This window comes from Chryseobacterium sp. OV279 (genome assembly GCF_900128945.1).
Lineage (GTDB): Bacteria > Bacteroidota > Bacteroidia > Flavobacteriales > Weeksellaceae > Chryseobacterium.
Map to the genome: position 1 here is coordinate 228,639 of NZ_FQUD01000002.1, position 21,188 is coordinate 249,826.

Here is a 21,188-nt window from a genome sequence, read left to right on the forward strand (position 1 = left end):
GATGATTTTAAGGATAATAAATGATTGAGCTACAGAATATACAATACTAAAAATATTTTTTTGGCAATAACATGAAATTCAGCTCTAATTAAATTATTAAAACTATGAAGAAATCCTTTATCTATTTTTTACTTCTATCCTTTCTAACACATTTGGGTTTAATTCCATTAATGAATGGTCAAATACCTGCGAATTTACCTTATAGTCAGAACTTCTCTGTGAGTAATGATTTTGAATTTATCAATGGAACCCAAATCAATAAGTGGTTTTACGGTTCTGCTACGGGAAATCCTACCAATTCAATATATATATCTAACAACAACGGAACTTCCAATACCTATTCAACCAATTCAACCAGTATAACTCATGCGTATAGGGATATTGTGATTCCTGCAGGAGCTTCTATTGCTACTTTGTCTTTTGACTGGAAAGCAAACGGGGGAGTCTTTTCTTATGATTATTTAAGAGTATGGCTTGTTCCTGCCTCTTATATGCCTGTTGCTGGAACTCAAATTACCGCAGGAGCGGGAAGGATTAAGCTGGGTAATAATTATAATCAACAGAATGCGTGGCAATCCTATGTGAATACGACTTTAAACATCAGTAGTTTTGCAGGTAACACAATGCGTCTGGTTTTCGAGTGGACCAATGATGATTTCTTCAGTGCCCAACCACCATCGGCTGCTGTGGATAACATCAATCTGCTTATTCCCACATGCATAGTCCCTTCAGGTCTTTCTGTAGCTTCGGTGACTTCTAATACAAGTACTATAAGCTGGACGGCGCCAAGTCCGTTGCCTGGTAATGGTTATGCATATTATATTACAACAGCGAATGTTCCTCCTGTCGCAGGGACCCTTCCAACAGGGACAAATTCTGGAACATCTGTAAATTTAACAGCTCTGGTATCTAATACAACTTATTACTGGTGGGTAAAATCTGTCTGCAGTCCTACTGAAAGCAGTTCGTGGGTGGCCGGGCCAAGTTTCATGACAACTCAGATACCGGCAACGATTCCTTATAGCCAAGACTTTTCTGCAGGTAATGACTTTGGATTTGTCAATGGAACCCAGATCAATAAATGGTTTTATGGTTCTGCTACGGGAAATCCCGCCAATTCAATTTATATATCTGATAACAGTGGAACTTCCAATACCTATTCAACCAGTTCAATCAGTATAACTCACGCCTATAGGGATATTGCGATTCCTGCAGGAGCTTCTATTGTTACTTTGTCTTTTGACTGGAAAGCAAACGGGGGAATCTTTTCTTATGATTATTTAAGAGTATGGCTTGTTCCGGTCTCTTATATGCCTGTTGCCGGAACTCAAATTACTGCTGGTGCAGGAAGAATTAAACTGGGTAATAATTATAATCAACAGAATGCCTGGCAATCCTATCTTAATACGAATTTAGACATTAGTAGTTTTGCGGGTAATACAATGCGCTTGGTTTTCGAGTGGACCAATGATGATTTCTTCAGTGCCACACCGCCGCCTGCAGCAGTAGATAACATTAAATTGTTTAGGTGCACTCCTACTACGCCAGTGGTAACGGTAAATGGTATTACTCATAATGCAGCAACAGTGACTTGGCCTCAGGCTAGTGGTGGAACTTCATATATATTAAGATATAGACCTGTCTCAAATGGGACCTGGACTACATTGAATCTGCCGGCCGTCGTTGCTCCGGGAATGACTAATACTTTTAATCTATTAAATTTACTTCCATTAACCCAGTATGAAGTTGAGATTGCTGCAGTTTGTAATGGCAGCACGACTGTTTACTCTCATAATGAATTTTCAACGAAATGTGATCCGTCACCTCCAAGTGTTACGATAAGTAATATTATAGCAACTTCTGCTTTGGTAACTTGGGCTCCGCTTGCTGCCGGTTCTACCTATTATATGAGATGGAAAAAAGTAGGCGTAACAGGGTGGCCAAATCCGATCATTAGCCTGCCTGCTGCTCCGGCAAACACCTACGTACTAGGCAGTATAAATTCTTTGGAACCAGATACTGCTTATGAGGTTGAGATAGCCAGCCAATGTGCAGGACAGGTCACTCCGAATCTATATTCCAACCCTGCAGTATTTACCACAGAGAGAGTCTGTGAAATGCCTCCGCCGGGATTAACGATCACTAACCTTGCACCTACCTCTGCTGAAATTCGGTGGGATCCTTTTCCGGGCGCTGCATATATATTTAGATACAGAAAAGTTGGAATTCCAAGCTGGACAAACATTTCTTTAGTAACAAATAAATATCTGCTGACCGGATTGACAGAACTGACTAAGTATGAGATGCAAGTTGCCAATATTTGTAATGGTGTTTCAGGTACATGTACCCCTCTGTATTATTTTACAACCCCAACAGTGATCTACTGTAATATGTCATCAGGAGATTCAACAAATGAATACCTTTCAAAAGTTACGATAAAACCATACGGGAAGGTTAAAATGGAAAACATTTCAGAATCATCAAAATATACAGATTACACAGAAAACCCTGCAACAATGATAGATTTGATCCAAGGGTCTGTAGGCAATGAGATTTCTGTCGAAAAATCATGGAAAGGAACTAATCATGATCAAGGAATTGTAGCATGGATTGATTTTAACCGAAACGGAGATTTTGATATTGATGAGAGAATACTTGTTTCTCATCCAAATACCACAACTCCGGTTAGTGCAACTTTCAATGTTCCAGTAGATGCATTCGTAAGTATGACTGATTACAAATATGTTGTCATGAGAGTAGCGATGCAGAGAAACGGGCTTCCTGTCAACTGCACTGATTCTAGTAATGGTGAAGTAGAAGACTACCGCGTAAGAATTTCTAAGCAGCCAGTACTCAACTCTATCAACCAGACAGATATTTTAATCTATCCTAATCCGGTAAGTTCAGTATTGTATGTGAAGAATATCAGCAAAAAAGCTGATTACAAAATTTACAGCGCAACAGGTCAGCTTATAAAAAGCGGAATACTGCTGAATAATAAAATAGATGTAAGTAAACTGATCAATGGGGTATTTATCATAGATATTAAAGATGATGAAAAATCAGTTCAAAAGAAATTCATTAAAGAACAATAACTATATCATAGAGCCTTATTTAGGCTCTATGTTTAACCTAAGAGGTATGTATAAACATCGTTAATTGAGCACTGATTATTGGCTATAATGCATCTCCGTAGTAAGCAGTATAATGATAAGGGAAAATTATGTTAATATAATAAATTATGAAAAAAAATACTATTTTGAGTGCTTTTTTAGGATTATATTCCTTGAATGCACAAACTACCATTTTTGAAGACAGTTTCGAAAATTATTCTGATTTTGCCTATATTACAGGCACCGTGGGCAGCTGGACTTTAACAGATCTGGATGGTCAGGGATCCTACTCGTTGGATGAAAGTGAATTTCCGAATGAGGGTATTCCTAAAGCTTTTATCGTCTTTAATAGAGGAGGAATAGTTCCTGCTACTACTAGCATGCAGACAACAGCAAGAACTGGTAATAAGGCAATGGCTTGTTTTAATGTGAGTGAAGGAGATCCTCTTGCGAATAATGACTGGTTGATAAGTCCAAGGATTACTTTGGGATCTTCTGGAAATAGTCTTAGTTTTTGGGCTAAGTCTATAAATGAGTTGTATGGTCTTGAAAAATTTAATATTTGGATTTCCACAACAAATACTGCCATAGCAAGTTTTACAAAGCTTAATCCTGTAACTATAGTAACTCCTCCGGTTACACAATGGAACCAGCATAATTTCAATTTAGATGCCTATTCCGGGCAAAATGTATACATAGCTATACAGTGTGTTTCGGATGATCAGTTTGCGTTGTTTATTGATGATTTTAAAGTTACAGCAACAGGTGCGCTGGATACTTCTGAAGTAAGTAAGAAAGCGATCGGGATTTCTGTTTATCCTAATCCTGCAGTAGATGTACTTACTTTAAAATCTAAAGAAAAAGTCGTGAGTACTGAAGTTTTTGATATGAGCGGAAGAAAAGTAAATGCCAGCCTGAATAATAATCAAGTTGATGTCAGAAATTTAAAATCTGGAAATTACATCATCAACATTGAAACAAAAGAAGGTAGAACAACAGAGAAGTTTATCAAAAAGTAATTTCTTCAATTGTATTTGAAAGAAACTTTTTTCATCATTAAGTGTTTTTGTTTGTAACCTCCTACTCATTGTGGGAGGTTTTTATTGAATGCTGGGGCATGACTCAGAAAAGATGGGTCTTCTTGGTATTTTAATGTTCGAACAGGGGTGCTTTTTCTTGCAGTTATAGTGCTTAAAATAAGTCTTTTAAATATTTTAAGGAAGTTGTGTAGGGTAATTGTAGTATTTCATTTTTATATTTTTTTAAAGTGCCAACGTAAACTTCCCTGTTTTTGAAGACTTTCCCTTTTTCAAACAGTTGATAAATATAAAATACACTCTAATAGACTAAAACTTCTTTAGCATACAGCCAAGGACTAAGTCCATTTAACGATTTATGCGGATGATTACTGTTGTAATCGATCTGCGACTCATAAGCAATTGCATTTACTTCTATTAAAGATCCGAACAAGTATGCATCTAAAACATCTTCTCTGAATGTGCGGTTTAAGCGTTCAATATATGCATTTTGTGCGGGCTTTCCCGGTTGTATATATTGCAATTCAATGTCATTATCTTTACAGAAGTCCACAAAAATCTTGGATAAAAACTCAGGACCGTTGTCGGATCTTATGCGCTTTGGCTTAGGTCTGTATGTGATTAATTCTTTTAATCTTTGTACCAATCTGACACCTGGAATTGAATAAAATGCTTCATTAACCAATGACTTCCTATTATAATCATCAATGACATTCAGAACCCTAAACCTTCGTCCATTAGACAAAGCATCGCTCATGAAGTCAATTGACCATCTCTCATTGACTGTACTTGGGACAATCAGCTTTTCTTTAATCCGACACGGAATACGACGTTTGCGCTTAACTCTTAGTTTTAAATTAATATTTCGATAAACACAAAGGACTCTTTTTCTGTTCCAAAGCAGACCATCCAAACGTATCTTACCATAATAGGTTTCAAATCCCCTTGTAGGATACCTCGCTGCCAAATCCAGTAATTTTGAGATAGCCGCTTGGTCGTCTTTTTTATGCCCATAATAATACATACTTCGGCTCATGCACACGATCTTACAAGCCCTATTAATACTGATTCCTGTTTCGCTAATAACCCCCTCTGCCAGTTCTTTTCGTTCACAGAGTGGCAACAGAAAACTGAAGTTTCTTTACTTCTCCGTTGTCTTTATCAATAATGGAAAGTGTTTTTCCTGCATAATCGACATACATTCTATCTCCGGATTTGTGATTCATGTGCATAACAGGACTCACACACTTTCCCTAAACCTTGTAATGATACCTAAATTGTGAATTCTGAAAACTTACTCCCAATAATATTGGATCTACTACTGAAGGTGCTCCTTTCTGTTTGGAAAAATGAATGATGGAACTGTCAAAACTACTAAAGCTATTAAAAAATAATTTGGAAATGTAAATATGATAGGAAAAAAAGGAAATACAAATAAGGAAAACATATTCTATTTGATTTAACCTTTATGCTTATTGGTTTTTGATAGATGTAGTAGTTAAGTAGGAGGTCTTTATAGTCTATTTATAATAGATACATCTATCTTTGGATCTCATTTATAATTATAAAAACGGTGTGTCTCTAAATAAATTTAGGTGTGGAATTATGGGATAAATAGTATATAATTAGTTTTTATGGTTAATAGTTTATTGGGCTTAGGGAATTTTTTATGTAATAAGAATTTTCTCTTCATAAGTTTTGTTAATCAAGGAAAGTATGATAGTTGTTGTAAAAAATGTAAGAATATTATGTAATGCTAATGTGTTTAGATGTCCAAAAATATATAATTAGAATTCAAATCTCTTAAAATGATAAGCAAATTATTTTATTATGCCACTACATTGTCCAATTTTTATACATCCTAATTAATGAATAAGAAATTACTATTTTATTTTACTCTACTTTTATTCTGCTTATCCGGAAAACTCTTTTCCCAAACTTATCAACTCACAGGAAACCCAGTGAACACCACGGGTTGGACCGTGGTTCCTTCTGCAGCAGTAAATGGAGATTTTGTCATGCTTACTGATGACTTAACAAATAAATCCGGAGCTATAAAGCTGAATGACCCTATTAATTTAAAATACTGCGACAAGTGGAGAATTGAATTCGATTTCAGACTTGATGGAAACGGTACATCTGCCGGAAGAGGAGACGGTTTCTCATTTTGGTATTTACAAAATCCTCCTATAACAAGTCAGTTAGGCTCAGGTTTAGGAATTCCGCAAAATGCAATCGGTTTGATGATCGGCTTTGACCTTTATAACAATACGACAGCCGGTCAAATGAATAAAGTACATCTTGCCTATGGTGTTGTACAAAATACCACAGACACAAACAATATAGAATTTTTCAACACTGCCGGGAGCTCATTTCACTCTGCCGACCTGACTTCTACCCTTCCATTGGTTGGGCCAACCTTTAAACATGTTGAAGTAACGGGAGAAGTAGATCCTGCAATTCCAACCAATTGGATTATTACCTTAAAAATTGATGGAACCACAGTTATCAATCAATCTTTTGTACCAGCAGGAGCAGCGGCAGCAATGACTGTTGGATACTTTGGATTTTCAGCTTCTACAGGAGCAGCATCTGTGAGAAATTCTATTAAAAATGTAAAGATTTACACTGATAAAGTTACTATTTTACAAAATTCTGTAACTCAATCTTTCTGCCCGAATCCTTCCGCAGGAAACGGTGCCGTAAATCTTACTACATTCAATTCGCAATTTGTTACTACACCTGCTAATTACACATTTACTTACTATGTTCTAGGCAGTTCAACACCAATAGCGAATCCCACCAATTATGAATTCAACGCCAATACTACGGTTTCTGTTGTTATTAAAGACAATGCAGGCGTATTGTGTGATAATCCAAATGGGAAAATACTGGTCGTCCTTGCTCCATTTACAGCAAATAATGTAACGATATCCGAATGTAACAATAACAAAGCCGGTACTGCGACATTTAATCTTACAACAGCACCTGTAACCGGAGTACCAGGAGTTATAAAGAAATTTTACAAAACGTTAAGTGACCTCAATACAGGAACCAATGAAATTACCAACCCTGCAAGTTATACTTCAGCACCAGGAATTGTTTATGTGAAAGTAACAACCCCTCAGGGCTGTACCGGAACAGCACAAATTACTCTGGCGTTTCTTCCCGAAGTGATTGCTAATGATGACACCATACGTTCATGTTTTATTGAAACAAATATTACATCCGGTCTGTTTAATTTAACTGCCGCCAACGTAACAACACAAACAGGTGTTATTAAAAAATACTATACAACATTAACAAATGCGATGGGTGGGACTAACGAAATAGTAAATCCAGCAGCATATGTTTCTACCACTGGCGTAGTATACGTTAAAATAACTGATACCAATAATTGCTATACCATAGTAAAAATCAATCTTGTTGTTTTACCTCCAGTACAATCTTCCGTTCTTAAAGATCAGACCATTTGCATTGACGAAACAGCGACTTTAGATGCAGGTCCTGGTTTTGATGGTTATCTATGGAATACAGGAGCCACTACACAATCTATTCAAAATGTCCCTGTAGGAATTTACTCAGTTCTGCTAAAGACAGGAAATTGCTCTACGAATCAGATTGTAAGAGTAAAAGCTGCTCCACAACCTGTTATTACGAGCATCGATATTACCAACAGTACGATCACCATTAATGTAAGTGGAGGAACAGCTCCTTATAAATACTCTTTGGATGGTATTACCTGGCAGGAATCTAATGTTTTTTCCGGTTTAACAAGAGGAGAACACAAAATATTTGTTAAAGATTTTTATAACTGTGACCCTATCGAGGTACAAGTCACGGTTCCTAATTTGATTAATGCGATTACTCCAAACGGAGATAATATTAATGACTATATAGACTATTCTGCCTTGGCTTATAAGAAGAATCTGGTATTTATTGTTTATGATAGATATGGAAATAAGCTCTATGAAGCAGATAAGTTAAGAAATTATAGATGGGATGGCGCCGCTGGTGGCAAAAAAATATCAACTGCCACGTATTGGTACACAATCTCTTGGAATGAAAATGACAAAAACAATACTCAAACAAATTACAATGGCTGGGTATTAGTGAAAAACAGGGATTAGCATACCTGAAGTCGAAAATTGGTCAGGTTCCATCAGGGCTGGACTGTTTTTTTCTTTATTTTTTACTTGGAAGTCAGCCATCATTATTTACGATATCAAATAGATTTCATGCACACTTAAAAAAATAATGTTCATGAGGATATATATGTTTTACAACGTCAGTTAATAAAAAGTTTTTATAATGAGAATAAATATATTACTTTGTTTTTTGATCATATTTTCAGGTTTGTTTTTTAACAGAGTAAAATCTCAGACTTATCAGCTGACAGGAAACCCTGTGAATACTACTGGCTGGACAATGGTAGGGTCTACCTTGATAAACACCGACTTTGTACAACTTACTCCTGATACCAATGACCAATCAGGCTCTATAAGATTAAATGAGCCCATCAACTTAAAATATTGTGATAAATGGAGGGTGGAGTTCGATTTTAGAATGGATTCTAATCAAACTTACAATGGAGATGGTATCGCATTTTGGTATCTTGCAAATCCACCAATCGCGAGTGTTCTTGGTTCAGGTTTAGGGGTATCTCAAAACGCCATTGGTTTTATAACCGCTTTTGATACCTATAACAACGATATCGGAAGCTCGGGTATGAGTAAAGTACACGTTGCTTATGGACAGGTTCAAAATACGACTGACACCAATAATGTTGAATTTTACAATGTTCCAGGAAGCTCTTTTCACTCAACTGATCTCAATGTAACACACCCATTTCAAGGAACAATTTATAAACACGTTGAAGTAAGTGGAGAAGTGGATCCTGCTGCTCCTGCCAATTGGATTGTAAAAATAACCCTTGATGGTGCCTTAATCGTCAATCAATCCTTTGCTCCTTCCGGAGCAGCGGCAGCAATGACGGTGGGGTATTTTGGATTTTCAGCTTCTACAGGAGGAGCAAGGTCCAAGCATTCTATTAAAAACGTAAAAGTGTATGTGGATAAAATCCCTTTATTGCAAACCGCAATTACCAAATCCATTTGCCCCGACTTAGCAGGAATGGCAACTATTGATTTAACAACATTAAATCCACAGTTCACAACAACTCCCAGCAACTATATCTTTACCTACTATATTACAGGAAGTGGAACTCCAATTCCCAATCCTACAAATTTTCAGTATAGTTCAGCCACAAATATCTCTGTGGTCATAAAGGATCCAACATCAGTATTATGTGATAACAATGATGCAACAATAGCTTTAAAAGTTGCCCCCACCGTCACGGTAAACGAAGCCACTTTAAGATCTTGCTTCATCGAGACAAGTCCAGCAACAGCATTATTTAATCTTACAACTGCTATTGTAACAGGAACTCCTGGAGGAATGACCAAAACCTATTATCCATCTCTAACAGATGCGCAAAACGGAACCAACCAAATCACCACACCGAACGCATATATTGCTCCTAATGGAGTGGTTTATATTAAAGTGACCAATTCAGAAGGATGTTACGCCATAGCAAAAGTAACCCTGATCGTTCTGGCTCCTGTTCTTTCTACTGTTCTAAAAGACAAAATTATTTGTATTGAAGATAAAACAACTTTAGATGCAGGTCCGGGCTTTGCTTCTTATCTATGGAGTACCGGAGCAACAACGCAGGCTATTACTAATGTAGGGGTAGGTGTTTACTCTGTAAAACTAAAAACGGGGGAATGCGTTGCCATTCAAAATGTAAAAGTATATCCTGCTGAACAACCTGTTATTACCAATGTGAATATTTCAAGCAGTACAATCACAGTAAATGCTATTGGAGGAACTCCACCTTATCAATATTCATTAGACAATATCAACTGGCAAAATTCTAATGTATTCACTAATTTACCACGGGGAGAATGCAACATATTTGTAAAAGATGCCTATGACTGTGAACCAATCGACGTCACAATAACTATTCCTAATTTAATTAATGTAATTACTCCTAACGGAGATGGAGTAAATGACGAAATAGATTATTCAGCTCTTTCCGGTAAACAAAATCTGGTCTTTAGTATTTATGATAGATATGGTGCTAAAATTCACCAAGGTGATAAATCTAATAAATACGCATGGGATGGAACTATCGGTGGCAGAAAGGTATCAACAGGAAACTATTGGTTTTCTGTAACATGGAGTGAAAATGATAAAAAGAACACTCCGAGTAAATATTCAGGTTGGATACTAGTGAAAAACAGAGACTAATTGTAGTTTCCCCAAAAACAGGCACATATAAAAATATAGTTTCTGAATTTGGACTACTATGAAAAACAATAAATTTTCAGAAGTTCAGATCATAAAAATTTTGTTTGAGCAAAATCAAGAAAAAACAGAAAATGATATTTGTCGAGGACGTGGTATCAGGCAGCTAACTTTCTACAAATGGAAGAGTAAATATGGAGAGCTCGATGTACAGCAGTTTTCTAAAATGAAAGAATGGAATCACAAACGGGTTTATAGGATTTACAAATCGATGAAGCTGAATTTGAGAAATAAGTGCAAGAAAAGGCTTCCGGCAAGGGTAAAAGAACCATTGCTTCGTCTCATTTATCCAAAAATAACTTGGAATGGATTTTATGCACGACACTCTGGAATGTAGCAAAACGTGAGAAACTTAAATATTGTTAACGATTTTAACAGAGAAATTTTGAATATCATAATTGATACGAGTTTACCATCCACAAAAGGAGTTTCTCAACTAGAGCAACTTATATACCCTTGTTACATAAAAGCCTTAGGGTTAAATTCTCAAAAGCTGGAAGTCCTCTCTTATTCCAATAAGTTAGTCTCTTGTATACGCCCGCCTCCTGTATATAGGAATTTACCAGAATTTTTAGATCTTACTATTAAATTTAAATAACAAAATGAAAAAAATAAATATAATTTTTATAATATTTTTCTTACTTAGTATAAGAGTCTTAGGACAAGTAGGAATAAATACGTCCTCTCCAGAATCAACGCTTGATATACGGGCAAAAAATCATACTGGTTCCACTCCGGGAGCAGTTACTGCACAAGATGGGGTTTTAGTACCAAGGGTTAATTCTTTATCTATTAATGGTAGTATTAATGGACAGTTGGTATATCTTATTGGTGATGCAGGAGGATTTAGTAAAGGGTTTCATTATTGGAATGGTATTACTTGGACATCTCTTGATGCAACAAATGATGCTTGGACTAATGATAATGCTAATACAATGATAAAGTTAAGTACAAAGTCAGATGGTTCTACTGTAAGAGATACAAATACGGATTTTATAGCTACAGATGATGGAAGAATAGGTATGGGAACCAGTAACCCAAAAGTCACAGTTCAGATAGAAGGCAAAGTAACTACCCCGTCAGTTGCTGACGGATTTACAACTCCTCGATTAACACGAGCCCAGCTTTCTGCAAAAGATGCTTCTTATGGGAGTGACCAAAATGGAACATTAGTTTTTGTAACAATATTAGACGGGACTGCTGTAAATAAAGTATCGAATGTAACATCTGTAGGTCTGTATTTTTATGATGCTCCAAACAGTAAATGGTACAATATCACATCATCTTCTTCTAGTGTGGTAGAGAATTTTAAAATCATTACAGGAACTTATACACCAACGAGCCCTTATGTTGTACAACCAGATGACTATATTCTAATATTACGATATAATATAGCTTCTACAGGAGGGAACTCTACTGCTAATATCAGTAATACAAACCCATATCTTAATAATACAGCAAATTTACTGTTACCTGATCCTACAACTTGTCCTGGAAGGATTATACAATTTATTAATGATTCTGATAAATTAGGGGTAACTACATCAGAAGATGTATTTACAAATTATGCGATGCATTCTGCTAGTGTAGACACTAATAGCTACAATTCGAAGAGTAGCAGTGCTAATTATGCAGTTCAGGCAGGATCAAATTATTCACAATGGAAAATAATAAGTGATGGTACAAGATGGATAAGCTTACAGGTAATTATAATTTAAATTGATAAAATAAAGCTAAAAAAGAGAAACCCTTAGTATAGTTTTTATACTGGGGTTTTATATTCTAGTTTGAATATAAAACAATGTTGAATTTGCAATTATTTGTAACAAAATTTGTAAACTTTTTTGACACTATCCCACGAAGTGTGTAAGTTAAAAAGTTAGGGCTTAGATTTTATAATCTGAGCCTTTTTTCAAAAATAAGGATAAATTGGTTTAAAACAATCCCCCAATTTTGAATAGGCATCGTCCATTTTTTGGTGGACTCTTTCAGAGCAAGATACACCGACTTTAGTACAGCATCATCCGTAGGAAAAGACATTTTATTTTTGGTGTATTTACGGATTTTTCCGTTGAGATTTTCAATTAAATTAGTGGTATAAATGATCTTACGGATCTCCAAAGGAAAATCAAAAAATACAGTAAGTTCATCCCAATTGTTTCGCCAGGACCCGATAGCATAAGAATATTTACTTTCCCATTTTTCCGCAAAATCATTTAGAGCAGCTTCAGCCGCTTGTTTTGTTGGAGCGGTGTAAATATGCTTCATATCGGCAGAGAATTTCTTTTCTATCCTTCCAAACCACATATTTGCAGGCATTTCTGATTTGATGGACAACACAAATTTGGGTTTGAGATTCAGGAAAAACAGAACGGATAGTCTGGGTAAATCCGTTTAAATTATCGGTAAGGGTATTAGAAACTTTCGTCAGAAATACAGAGGCTTCACTCCCTCCCAAAAAAAATAGTTATTAGGATAAAGCTCCAAAAAAATTCTGTCTTAGATATAAAAGCTACTTTCTGTAAGGAGCTCAGGATCTTATCTTTAGCGTTTCAATTAATTTGGTGTGAAATTTTAGAATTGGTACAACGATATCTCAAATAATATAATGTATGCAATTAAAAAATCACAAACAATTGATAATAAAGATGAGCTTATAAAAGTAGCTGAACGATATATAGAACCTTTCGAAATAATTGAAAAAAATGATCTCATAGAATACAGAAATCTTGAAATGAAGCTCAGAAGTAATTTTTTGACAAGTTTAGTGATATTTTTTTTATGCTTTTATTATTATAGCTAAAACTATTGGGTAACGCTATCCTATTAAAGTCACAAAAAAATTTTAGAGTTCTTAATAGTTTATGACTAAAGAGGCTCTGCATTGTATTTACCTTTATTTAAAGTGAGGCAATGCAGATATATTTGTACACTGAAGTAGGTTGGTGTCACAAATTGTGATAATCATAAACATGAATGTCTAGCTCAATTCAATTCAGTTTAGTATTAGGTAATTGTAGTAGTTAAGTAGTAGCCGTTTTTAAATTATTTTATAGATATATTTCTAACTTGCAGCTATTATTGCTAGCATATGTATATATATACACAGAGAATTTGTGTTGAACGTAAATTTTTAATTTAAAATAATAAGCATGTGATTGTATAATAATATATTCAAATTAATTTTGAAGAAAAGATGTTTCACCAAATGAAATGTTATATGGACTTGTAGAGTCTGTGTAGTTTTTATTGGAGCAGAAATTGAAAAATAGTTGTTCCTTTTGAACACACATTATTAGACGTTAATCAAATCATTTAAAATATATGAGGCCAACACAACAAGAAAGGAAAAGAGACCCAAGCGGAGCTTATTCAACAATAATTAAAAACGGGAAGGAGTTATTTCACAATGATGAATGATGATGCAGGTTCTAATAAAACTGGTGAAGATTTGAGGTATTATTTGGAAGCTTCATTTATCATTGGCGATAAATATGGTTATGCAAATACGACAGTAGACCAAAATTTTCAAAGAATGTTAATCGATATTTTTGCATTTGTCCTTTAAAACGGACCAGTTTATACAACTAATTAATTTTTATCCTTAAGTACATATCTGATGAAAATATCAAGACATTATCTTTTCAGAAGGCATCTTTATATTTTTTAATATTGATTCCCTAAATTTTGCCATTTATGCATTATTTTAGAATTGATAGTGACAGTGATGGGATAATGAGTTTATTTTATATGTGGTTATTGTAATTTTAAAGATATCAAGCAGAAATATATGCGATACCAAACTAACTATTAATGGATATAGAAAACTAATTTAAAAAATAAAATAAATGCCTGATTTGTAAAAATCTAGGTATTTTTAATACTTATTGATAAACATTTTTTACATTATGAAAAAACGCCTTCTTTCTGTTGCTGCTGTAGCTTTCTTCGGAATGGTACTGAATGCACAACAAATCAAATTCGAGGAGTATGATTTACCAAACGGTTTACATGTAATTCTTCATCAGGACAATACAGCACCGGTAGTTACCACAGGGGTAATGTATCACGTAGGTTCTAAAGATGAAGTAAAAGGAAGAACCGGTTTCGCTCACTTTTTCGAACATCTTTTATTTGAAGGTACACCTAATATTAAAAGAGGTGAATGGTCTAAAATTGTGTCTTCCAATGGGGGACAAAATAATGCTAATACTACGGAGGATCGAACATATTACTATGAAACATTCCCTTCGAACAACGAACAATTGAGTCTTTGGATGGAATCTGAAAGAATGCGTCAGGCAGTGATCAATCAGGTTGGTGTAGATACGCAGAGAGAAGTTGTAAAAGAAGAAAAAAGGCTGAGGGTGGATAACCAGCCTTATGGAAATCTATTTACAGCTATCCAAAAAAACTTATTTACAAATCATCCATACAACTGGCCAACTATTGGATCAATGGAAGATCTGAACTCTGCAAAACTAGAGGAGTTCCAGGCATTCTATAAAAAATATTATGTACCTAATAATGCTACTCTTGTTGTAGCAGGAGACATCAAACCAGATCAGACAAAAAAATGGATCGAGGAATACTACGGCGGAATTCAAAAAGGAACAGTAACTCCAAAAAACTTTCCCAAAGATGCACCCATCACTCAGGAAAAAGAGGTGACTGCAACTGATCCTAATATCCAGCTTCCAGCTTATGTTTTTGCATACAGAACACCTGCTAATAAAGAGAAAGATGCTTATGTTTTAAATATGCTTTCCTCTTACCTTAGCAATGGAAAATCATCTATATTATATAAAAAATTAGTAGATCAGGAGAAAAAAGCACTTCAGGTAGATGCTTTCAATCAAGGGCTTGAGGACTACAGTATCTTTGCTTTCTTTGCTATTCCAATGGGGCAGACTACAAAGCAAACTTTACAATCTGATATAGACGCTGAAATCAAAAAACTTCAAACAACGTTAATCTCCCAGGAAGATTATCAGAAACTTCAAAACCAATTTGAGAATCAGTTTGTAAATCAAAATTCAAGCATTCAGGGAATTGCCGCTTCACTAGCAACAAACCATGTATTGATGGGCAACACTAACTTAATCAACAAGGAAATTGACATCTACAGATCAATCACAAGAGAAGATCTTCAGAATGCCGCTAAAAAGTACCTGAATCGTAACCAAAGAGTAATCATTAATTACGTACCTGAAAAAAAATAGTCCTTGACGACATCAGGTTTAAAAAGTGATTATAACAAACAATTATTTACAAATGAAAAAGCAATTAACATATATAGCGGCAGCGTTTTTATTTACAGGAATGCTTTCTGCACAAAAGATAGATATTAATGCAATGCCTAAACCGGGACCAACTCCTGTCATCAACATTGCAAAACCAAAAACTTTTCAATTAAGCAATGGTCTTACGGTAATGGTTGTAGAAAACAACAAATTACCAAGAGTAAGCGCCAGCCTTTCTATGGACAGACCTCCGTATTACGAAGGAAATGTAACAGGAGTTAGCGAGATCATGGCAGAACAGTTCGAAAACGGAACTACAAACATGAACAAAGACGAATTCAACAAAAAGGTTGACTTCTTAGGCGCTAATCTTAACTTTTCTTCAGCGGGTGCCTCAGCAAGTTCCCTTTCAAAATATTTCCCAGAAGTACTGGGATTAATGGCTGATGCTATTATTAATCCTAAATTCTCAGTTGAAGAAATTCAGAATTCTAAGGAAAGAGCAATTGAAGGTTTAAAGTCTGAAGAAAAAAATGCGTCCTCTATTGCATCAAAAGTTTCCAATGCCTTACAATATGGAAAAAATACTTCCAGAGGAGAATTTGAAACCGTTGAATCTATCAATAAAATTCAGTTAGCAGATGTTCAGAATACTTATAAAAAATATTATGCTCCCGATAACGCTTATTTGGTTATTGTTGGAGATGTTAAATACGATCAGGTAAAACCTTTGATCGAAAAAGCATTCAACAGCTGGAAAAAATCGAATACTGCATTTACCACTTTAGAGCCAGCATCTAATGTTGCTAAAACTGAAGTTAATGTTGTGGATGTTCCTTCAGCTGTACAGTCTGTGGTTTCTGTTGGAAATCTGAATACTCTGAAAATGAAGGATCCTAATTATTTCCCTGCAACTATTGCTAACTACATTTTAGGTGGCGGTGCTGAAGCGAGGCTCTTCATGAACCTACGTGAGAAAAATGGATTTACCTATGGTGCCTACTCCAACATGAATGCAAGCAAATATTCTCCTGAGTTTTCTGCTCAAGCAAGTGTGAGAAATGAGGTTACTGGTAAGGCGGTTAAGGAATTCATGAATGAACTTAATGCAATTTCTACAGTAAAGCCGGAAGAGCTTGAAAATGCAAAAGCAAAATTAAAAGGAAATTTCATCATGTCTTTAGAAAAACCTGAGACTATAGCAAGATTTGCTTTAAATCAAAAAATTCAGGATCTTCCTTCCGATTTCTACACCAACTATTTAAAATCAATTGACAAAGTAACTGCTGCCGATGTTTCCAGCGCTGTAAAAACAACTATCTTACCTAATCAAAGCAGAATTTTCATTGCTGGTAAAGCTTCTGATATCTCCGAAGGATTAGAGAAATTAGGATATCCTGTAAAATACTTTGATAAAGATGCTAATCCTGCATCAAAACCTGTTACTCAAAAGGTCGATGCAAGCATTACAATTGGTTCAATTGCTGATAAATACATCAATGCAATTGGCGGATTGGCTGCAGTTCAGAAGATCACTTCTATTTCCAGCGAATCTACTATTAAAATGCAAGGAATGGAAATGAATTTGAAAATGATCCAGGCAAAAGAAGGGAAGATGTCCTCGAACATGAGTATGATGGGAAATACAGTTCAAAAAACAGTTTTTGACGGAAAAGATGGTTATATAGAAGTTCAGGAAAAAAAGACTCCTCTAAACGAGAAGCAGAAAGCAGAGATGTCTCAGGAAAAAGAATTATTCCCGGCATTGAGTTATGCTAAATCTGCCGAATATAAATTAGCAGGAATTGAAAAATACAACAACGAAGATTCTTACGTAGTAAAAAGGGCAAAAGACACCTATTATTATAGCGTAAAAACCGGATTGAAAACTGGTGAGGTGAGAGTAGAAGAAGGGGGTTCTACTACTACAAGTTATACGGATTATAAAGATGTATCAGGAGTAAAACTACCTCATACAATGCTTCAGAATATGGGTGGAAGGGACTTAACCATAAGTATAAAATCTTATCAGATCAATCAAGCTAAAGATTCTGATTTTAAATAAGAATAAACCCTTTTAAAGAAAAAATGGCAACATTTGTTGTCATTTTTTTTTGATAATCAATTTGATCTAAAATGGGCTTTATGAAATTTTCTGTTATGTATTAAAACTATATATTTGAAAATCCGACACATTTCTACAGACCTTAATCAATCTTCCTTGTCCTATTTTTTGAGGTTCAGATGCATGTACAGTGAACCGAGTGGTAACCCAATTGGGCACAAAGTAATATTTAACGATTAAATGTAGAAATATGCTTTTACTTTGATTCTTTGCATCACAATACTTTTGATCACTTCGGAAGAAGATGTTTATAAATTTGTATTTTCTTCATATAATAGTTGAAAACACTAGCTTTTTATCCTGACCCAATTGAATGAGTCTATTTTGCGTTACCGTTTCAAAATTATAGGGTGAACGAAAAAAAATATATACTGTTCAATGAGATCGGCTAAACTCGTGTTCATAGTGGGTTTAAAACAACTGCTTTTTATTAATGGTGATTTTCAATCATCAGCAATGATTGAAATAGGTATATCAAAAAAAACGAACACTCTTTCTAGGGGTTACCGTATTCAATAAATCCGTAGAACAGCGGATATTTATCAAATGTAGTAGCAGTGTAGATGTTTTTTTTTGTATTTTATTTTAGGAATTCTATCTTTGAATAACACAAATTTCAATATATTTTAATACTAATTTATTTTGTTCTTGAGCAAAGAATTTTTCAATAATAATAATTCTCTTCATAAGGTTGGTTATTATTGTCAAACCTTTGCTCATTTTATTTGGTATGAAAACAGTTTAAATAAAACCTTATGTGATTGTATGTTGCTAATACAAATGCAATTCCAGTTAGTACTGTGAACACAAGTGTTTTACTTTCAACAGATGGTGATCTTACTTTCCCTCACTTATTGGTTGCCAGTATTCCAAATAATGGATCCTATACCTTTAAGGTTCCCGACGGAATTGGTACAACGAATAATGCGAGATTAATGATCAAAAGCAATTGATAATGTCTTTTTTAATGTAAATACAACAAACTTTGCGCTCAATTCAACAGTAGGAGTAAATAACATAGAAAAAGTTGACAGTGGATTTGTTATTTATCCGAATCCTTCTAAAGGTATTTTTATAATTGAAGCCGATGCGAAAAAAAGTATTACCTATAGCGTATTTGCGATAGACGGGAAATTGGTAAGTCCGAAAATAGATGTAACAAACAGGAAAAATATCCGAACGTCAGGGGAAATACGGTTGCACATAAAAAAGGATTGAAAGAGGGGAACAAGGTTATATCTATAAATAATATTATGAGCAAAGAGCTTCATACCTATAGGGAACTTTTACAGCGAAATAATACAGGGATATTATTAAAATATATTGATAATCATATTCATATTCAATCAATAAAGATTAAGCTAGAATAAATCCTATTAAATAATTCTTTATAACCTGTTTAAAAATTAAATTATAGAAATTTTTATAGTATGTTTGTTTTCGATAAAAAAAGTTTAATTATATGATTGCCATATTTTTGTGTCTTTTTTTTTCCTTAATAAATTAAACGACAGGTAGGGGCAAAGAAAAGCGGATTTCTATTGGCAGTCATGGTAACGGCAGCAAATATCTAAGATTGTAAAGCCACAGAATTTTTATCGAGTACTTTAGTTTACTTTTTAAATCTGGAAAAATTATTCTTACCGATGGGGGATATAGAGGTGAATCATAAATGAGGTTAACTGAAAATTTGGGTACATTACTCAAGTAATTGTGCGCTATGAGGATAAACAAAAGGATTTTACAAGTATATTGAAATAATTATGTTTATATGAAAAGAAAAACTATAGTAAGTTCTTTAATATTATTACTCGTATTTATTTTTTTTTATTCACAAGATAATGCGGGGAAGCAAGATCATATCGATAGCCTTATTAAGATTGTTGATGCCCGCAAAGGTGCTTCCAAAAGTAAGCCTATGGACTTGATCCGTTTATACAACGAAATATATTTTCAGTCAAATGTCATTGATTATCAGGAAGGAATGTTAGAGGCTCTTCGTGGAATGTCTGTTATCTATATGGGACAGCAGAATTACCATTTAGCATTACAAAAGGTTTCAGCCGGTAAAATCTTTGCTGAAAAAATCCAAGATTATTCTGCTTGGGCGTCACTGCTGATTACAGAAGGAATGATCTATACTGACATAGACTATCCTAAATTATCAAGAATATCTTTGGGACAAGGATTAGCATTGGTAGAAGAAATGCCCGAAAATGATCTGAAAAGAAAAAGAAAAGCCATTATTTATAGGACGATGTCCAGAAATGTTAAGAAAGATTATACGTCTGCGGTAAGCGATTCAATTATATTCTATCTTAATAAAGGATATTATGAGGCGAAAAATATTAGTTCCCTGAAAGAAAGGAATTCGTATCTGTCTTCATTTTCTATGGACTTTGCCAGTTTATATTGGGAGAATAACCAAATTACAAAATCCGAGCTATATCTTAGCAAATTCCATTTGTATTCGAAAGATGTGAATAATAAGTCGGACTACATTTATTACTATGGTTTAAAGGGAAAGATTGAGAATAAGAAAAAAAATTATATGCAGGCTTTGGACTACTTTGAGAAGTCGGTGGCATTGATTAATAGGTATAATGTCTATCTGAAGGCTTTAGGTGATGACTACGCAGATATGGCAGAATCATACCGGGGTTTGGGTGATCACGAAAATGAGAGCATATATGCTTTGAAGGCAAAAAAAATAGCAGACGAGTTTACTAAAAGTGAAAAAAAATCTCTTGATCATGAATTGCAAGCAAAAACTAAAATTATTCATAATAAATGGGAAAATAGGCAAAAATATATTTTGACTGGAACACTTTTGCTGATAGTAATGGGAGTCATATTTTTTATCACTATTTCAAATAAAAAAAGGGCTGCTGTAAGTTTAAACAATGGAAATTTCACAGATGAAAACGCAGTTTTTCTCAATCAAAAGCTTGGTCATGAAAAAAATGTGAGAAATGGGGAACTTGCTGACTTAAAAGAGTTGATAGAGCTGGCTAAAAATGATGACAAGTCTTTCTACATACAATTTTCCAGAGTGTTTCCTAGATTTGAAGAACAACTTCTAGCAATAAATTCACAGCTTACGTATTCAGAAATAGAGTACTGTGCTCTAATAAAATTGAGGTTTGACACGAAGCAGATAGCAAAATTTAAAAATGTCACAATAGATTCTGTTAAGAGTAAAAAATACAGACTAAGAAAAAAATTGGATCTTCTTCCTAGTGATGACATTTATATAATGATTTCCGGTATTGGCTAAATGTATGAAAATGTCAAATACTGT

12 protein-coding genes and 1 pseudogene are annotated in these 21,188 nt (G+C 34.5%); 11 read left to right on the forward strand and 2 right to left on the reverse strand.

Features of this window, described 5'->3' with window-relative positions; all coding sequences use genetic code 11:
• Window positions 1-170 precede the first annotated feature (170 nt).
• Together BUA72_RS09020 and BUA72_RS09025 are read left to right on the forward strand one after the other, a co-directional pair.
• The gene (locus tag BUA72_RS09020; protein ID WP_072922667.1) at window positions 171-3,095 is read left to right on the forward strand and encodes a fibronectin type III domain-containing protein; all 2,925 of its coding nucleotides are present in this window, start codon (window positions 171-173) and stop codon (window positions 3,093-3,095) included.
• 146 nt (window positions 3,096-3,241) lie between these two features.
• Complete coding sequence (locus BUA72_RS09025; protein WP_072922668.1) at window positions 3,242-4,132, forward strand: T9SS-dependent choice-of-anchor J family protein; 891 nt, start codon at window positions 3,242-3,244, stop codon at window positions 4,130-4,132.
• A gap of 319 nt (window positions 4,133-4,451) precedes the next feature.
• Here BUA72_RS09025 and BUA72_RS09030 read toward each other — a convergent pair whose 3' ends face one another.
• A complete protein-coding gene (locus tag BUA72_RS09030) occupies window positions 4,452-5,186 on the reverse strand; it encodes an integrase core domain-containing protein (RefSeq protein WP_139259580.1) in 735 nt (244 codons plus the stop codon).
• Window positions 5,187-6,018: 832 nt separating this feature from the next.
• Between BUA72_RS09030 and BUA72_RS09035 the strand changes: the two genes are divergently transcribed.
• The 4 genes from BUA72_RS09035 to BUA72_RS09050 all read left to right on the forward strand — a co-directional run bounded on the left by BUA72_RS09035 (window position 6,019) and on the right by BUA72_RS09050 (window position 12,237).
• Window positions 6,019-8,280, forward strand: coding sequence for a T9SS type B sorting domain-containing protein (locus tag BUA72_RS09035; RefSeq protein WP_072922669.1), 2,262 nt, complete (start codon window positions 6,019-6,021; stop codon window positions 8,278-8,280).
• A 181-nt stretch (window positions 8,281-8,461) separates the two neighbouring features.
• Entirely contained in the window at window positions 8,462-10,462 is a 2,001-nt protein-coding gene (locus BUA72_RS09040) for a T9SS type B sorting domain-containing protein (protein ID WP_072922670.1), read from the forward strand.
• Window positions 10,463-10,520: 58 nt separating this feature from the next.
• On the forward strand, window positions 10,521-10,856 hold the full coding sequence (locus tag BUA72_RS09045) for a transposase (RefSeq protein WP_072922671.1): 336 nt from the start codon (window positions 10,521-10,523) through the stop codon (window positions 10,854-10,856).
• Between the two features lie 265 nt (window positions 10,857-11,121).
• The gene (locus tag BUA72_RS09050) at window positions 11,122-12,237 is read left to right on the forward strand and encodes a hypothetical protein (protein ID WP_072922672.1); all 1,116 of its coding nucleotides are present in this window, start codon (window positions 11,122-11,124) and stop codon (window positions 12,235-12,237) included.
• Window positions 12,238-12,412: 175 nt separating this feature from the next.
• Here BUA72_RS09050 and BUA72_RS09055 read toward each other — a convergent pair.
• Window positions 12,413-12,932: pseudogene (locus BUA72_RS09055) on the reverse strand (transposase); the annotation flags it as partial.
• Between the two features lie 1,495 nt (window positions 12,933-14,427).
• Between BUA72_RS09055 and BUA72_RS09065 the strand changes: the two are divergent.
• From BUA72_RS09065 to BUA72_RS09075, 5 genes are all read left to right on the forward strand, one after another.
• Complete coding sequence (locus BUA72_RS09065; RefSeq protein ID WP_072922674.1) at window positions 14,428-15,741, forward strand: M16 family metallopeptidase; 1,314 nt, start codon at window positions 14,428-14,430, stop codon at window positions 15,739-15,741.
• Between the two features lie 52 nt (window positions 15,742-15,793).
• The gene (locus tag BUA72_RS09070; RefSeq protein ID WP_072922675.1) at window positions 15,794-17,827 is read left to right on the forward strand and encodes a M16 family metallopeptidase; all 2,034 of its coding nucleotides are present in this window, start codon (window positions 15,794-15,796) and stop codon (window positions 17,825-17,827) included.
• A gap of 860 nt (window positions 17,828-18,687) precedes the next feature.
• Window positions 18,688-18,840, forward strand: coding sequence for a hypothetical protein (locus BUA72_RS24415; RefSeq protein ID WP_175548871.1), 153 nt, complete (start codon window positions 18,688-18,690; stop codon window positions 18,838-18,840).
• A 91-nt stretch (window positions 18,841-18,931) separates the two neighbouring features.
• Entirely contained in the window at window positions 18,932-19,105 is a 174-nt protein-coding gene (locus BUA72_RS24815) for a T9SS type A sorting domain-containing protein (RefSeq protein ID WP_410493307.1), read from the forward strand.
• 553 nt (window positions 19,106-19,658) lie between these two features.
• Entirely contained in the window at window positions 19,659-21,164 is a 1,506-nt protein-coding gene (locus BUA72_RS09075; RefSeq protein WP_072922676.1) for a transcriptional regulator, read from the forward strand.
• The last annotated feature ends 24 nt before the right edge of the window (window positions 21,165-21,188 follow it).

Bases quoted from the DNA above. Each gene is read 5' to 3' on its own strand.
- BUA72_RS09020 (WP_072922667.1), top strand. From the start codon at position 171: ATGAATGGTCAAATACCTGCGAATTTACCTTATAGTCAGAACTTCTCT.
- BUA72_RS09025 (WP_072922668.1), top strand. From the start codon at position 3,242: ATGAAAAAAAATACTATTTTGAGTGCTTTTTTAGGATTATATTCCTTG.
- BUA72_RS09030 (WP_139259580.1), bottom strand. From the start codon at position 5,186: ATGAGCCGAAGTATGTATTATTATGGGCATAAAAAAGACGACCAAGCG.
- BUA72_RS09035 (WP_072922669.1), top strand. From the start codon at position 6,019: ATGAATAAGAAATTACTATTTTATTTTACTCTACTTTTATTCTGCTTA.
- BUA72_RS09040 (WP_072922670.1), top strand. From the start codon at position 8,462: ATGAGAATAAATATATTACTTTGTTTTTTGATCATATTTTCAGGTTTG.
- BUA72_RS09045 (WP_072922671.1), top strand. From the start codon at position 10,521: ATGAAAAACAATAAATTTTCAGAAGTTCAGATCATAAAAATTTTGTTT.
- BUA72_RS09050 (WP_072922672.1), top strand. From the start codon at position 11,122: ATGAAAAAAATAAATATAATTTTTATAATATTTTTCTTACTTAGTATA.
- BUA72_RS09065 (WP_072922674.1), top strand. From the start codon at position 14,428: ATGAAAAAACGCCTTCTTTCTGTTGCTGCTGTAGCTTTCTTCGGAATG.
- BUA72_RS09070 (WP_072922675.1), top strand. From the start codon at position 15,794: ATGAAAAAGCAATTAACATATATAGCGGCAGCGTTTTTATTTACAGGA.
- BUA72_RS09075 (WP_072922676.1), top strand. From the start codon at position 19,659: ATGAAAAGAAAAACTATAGTAAGTTCTTTAATATTATTACTCGTATTT.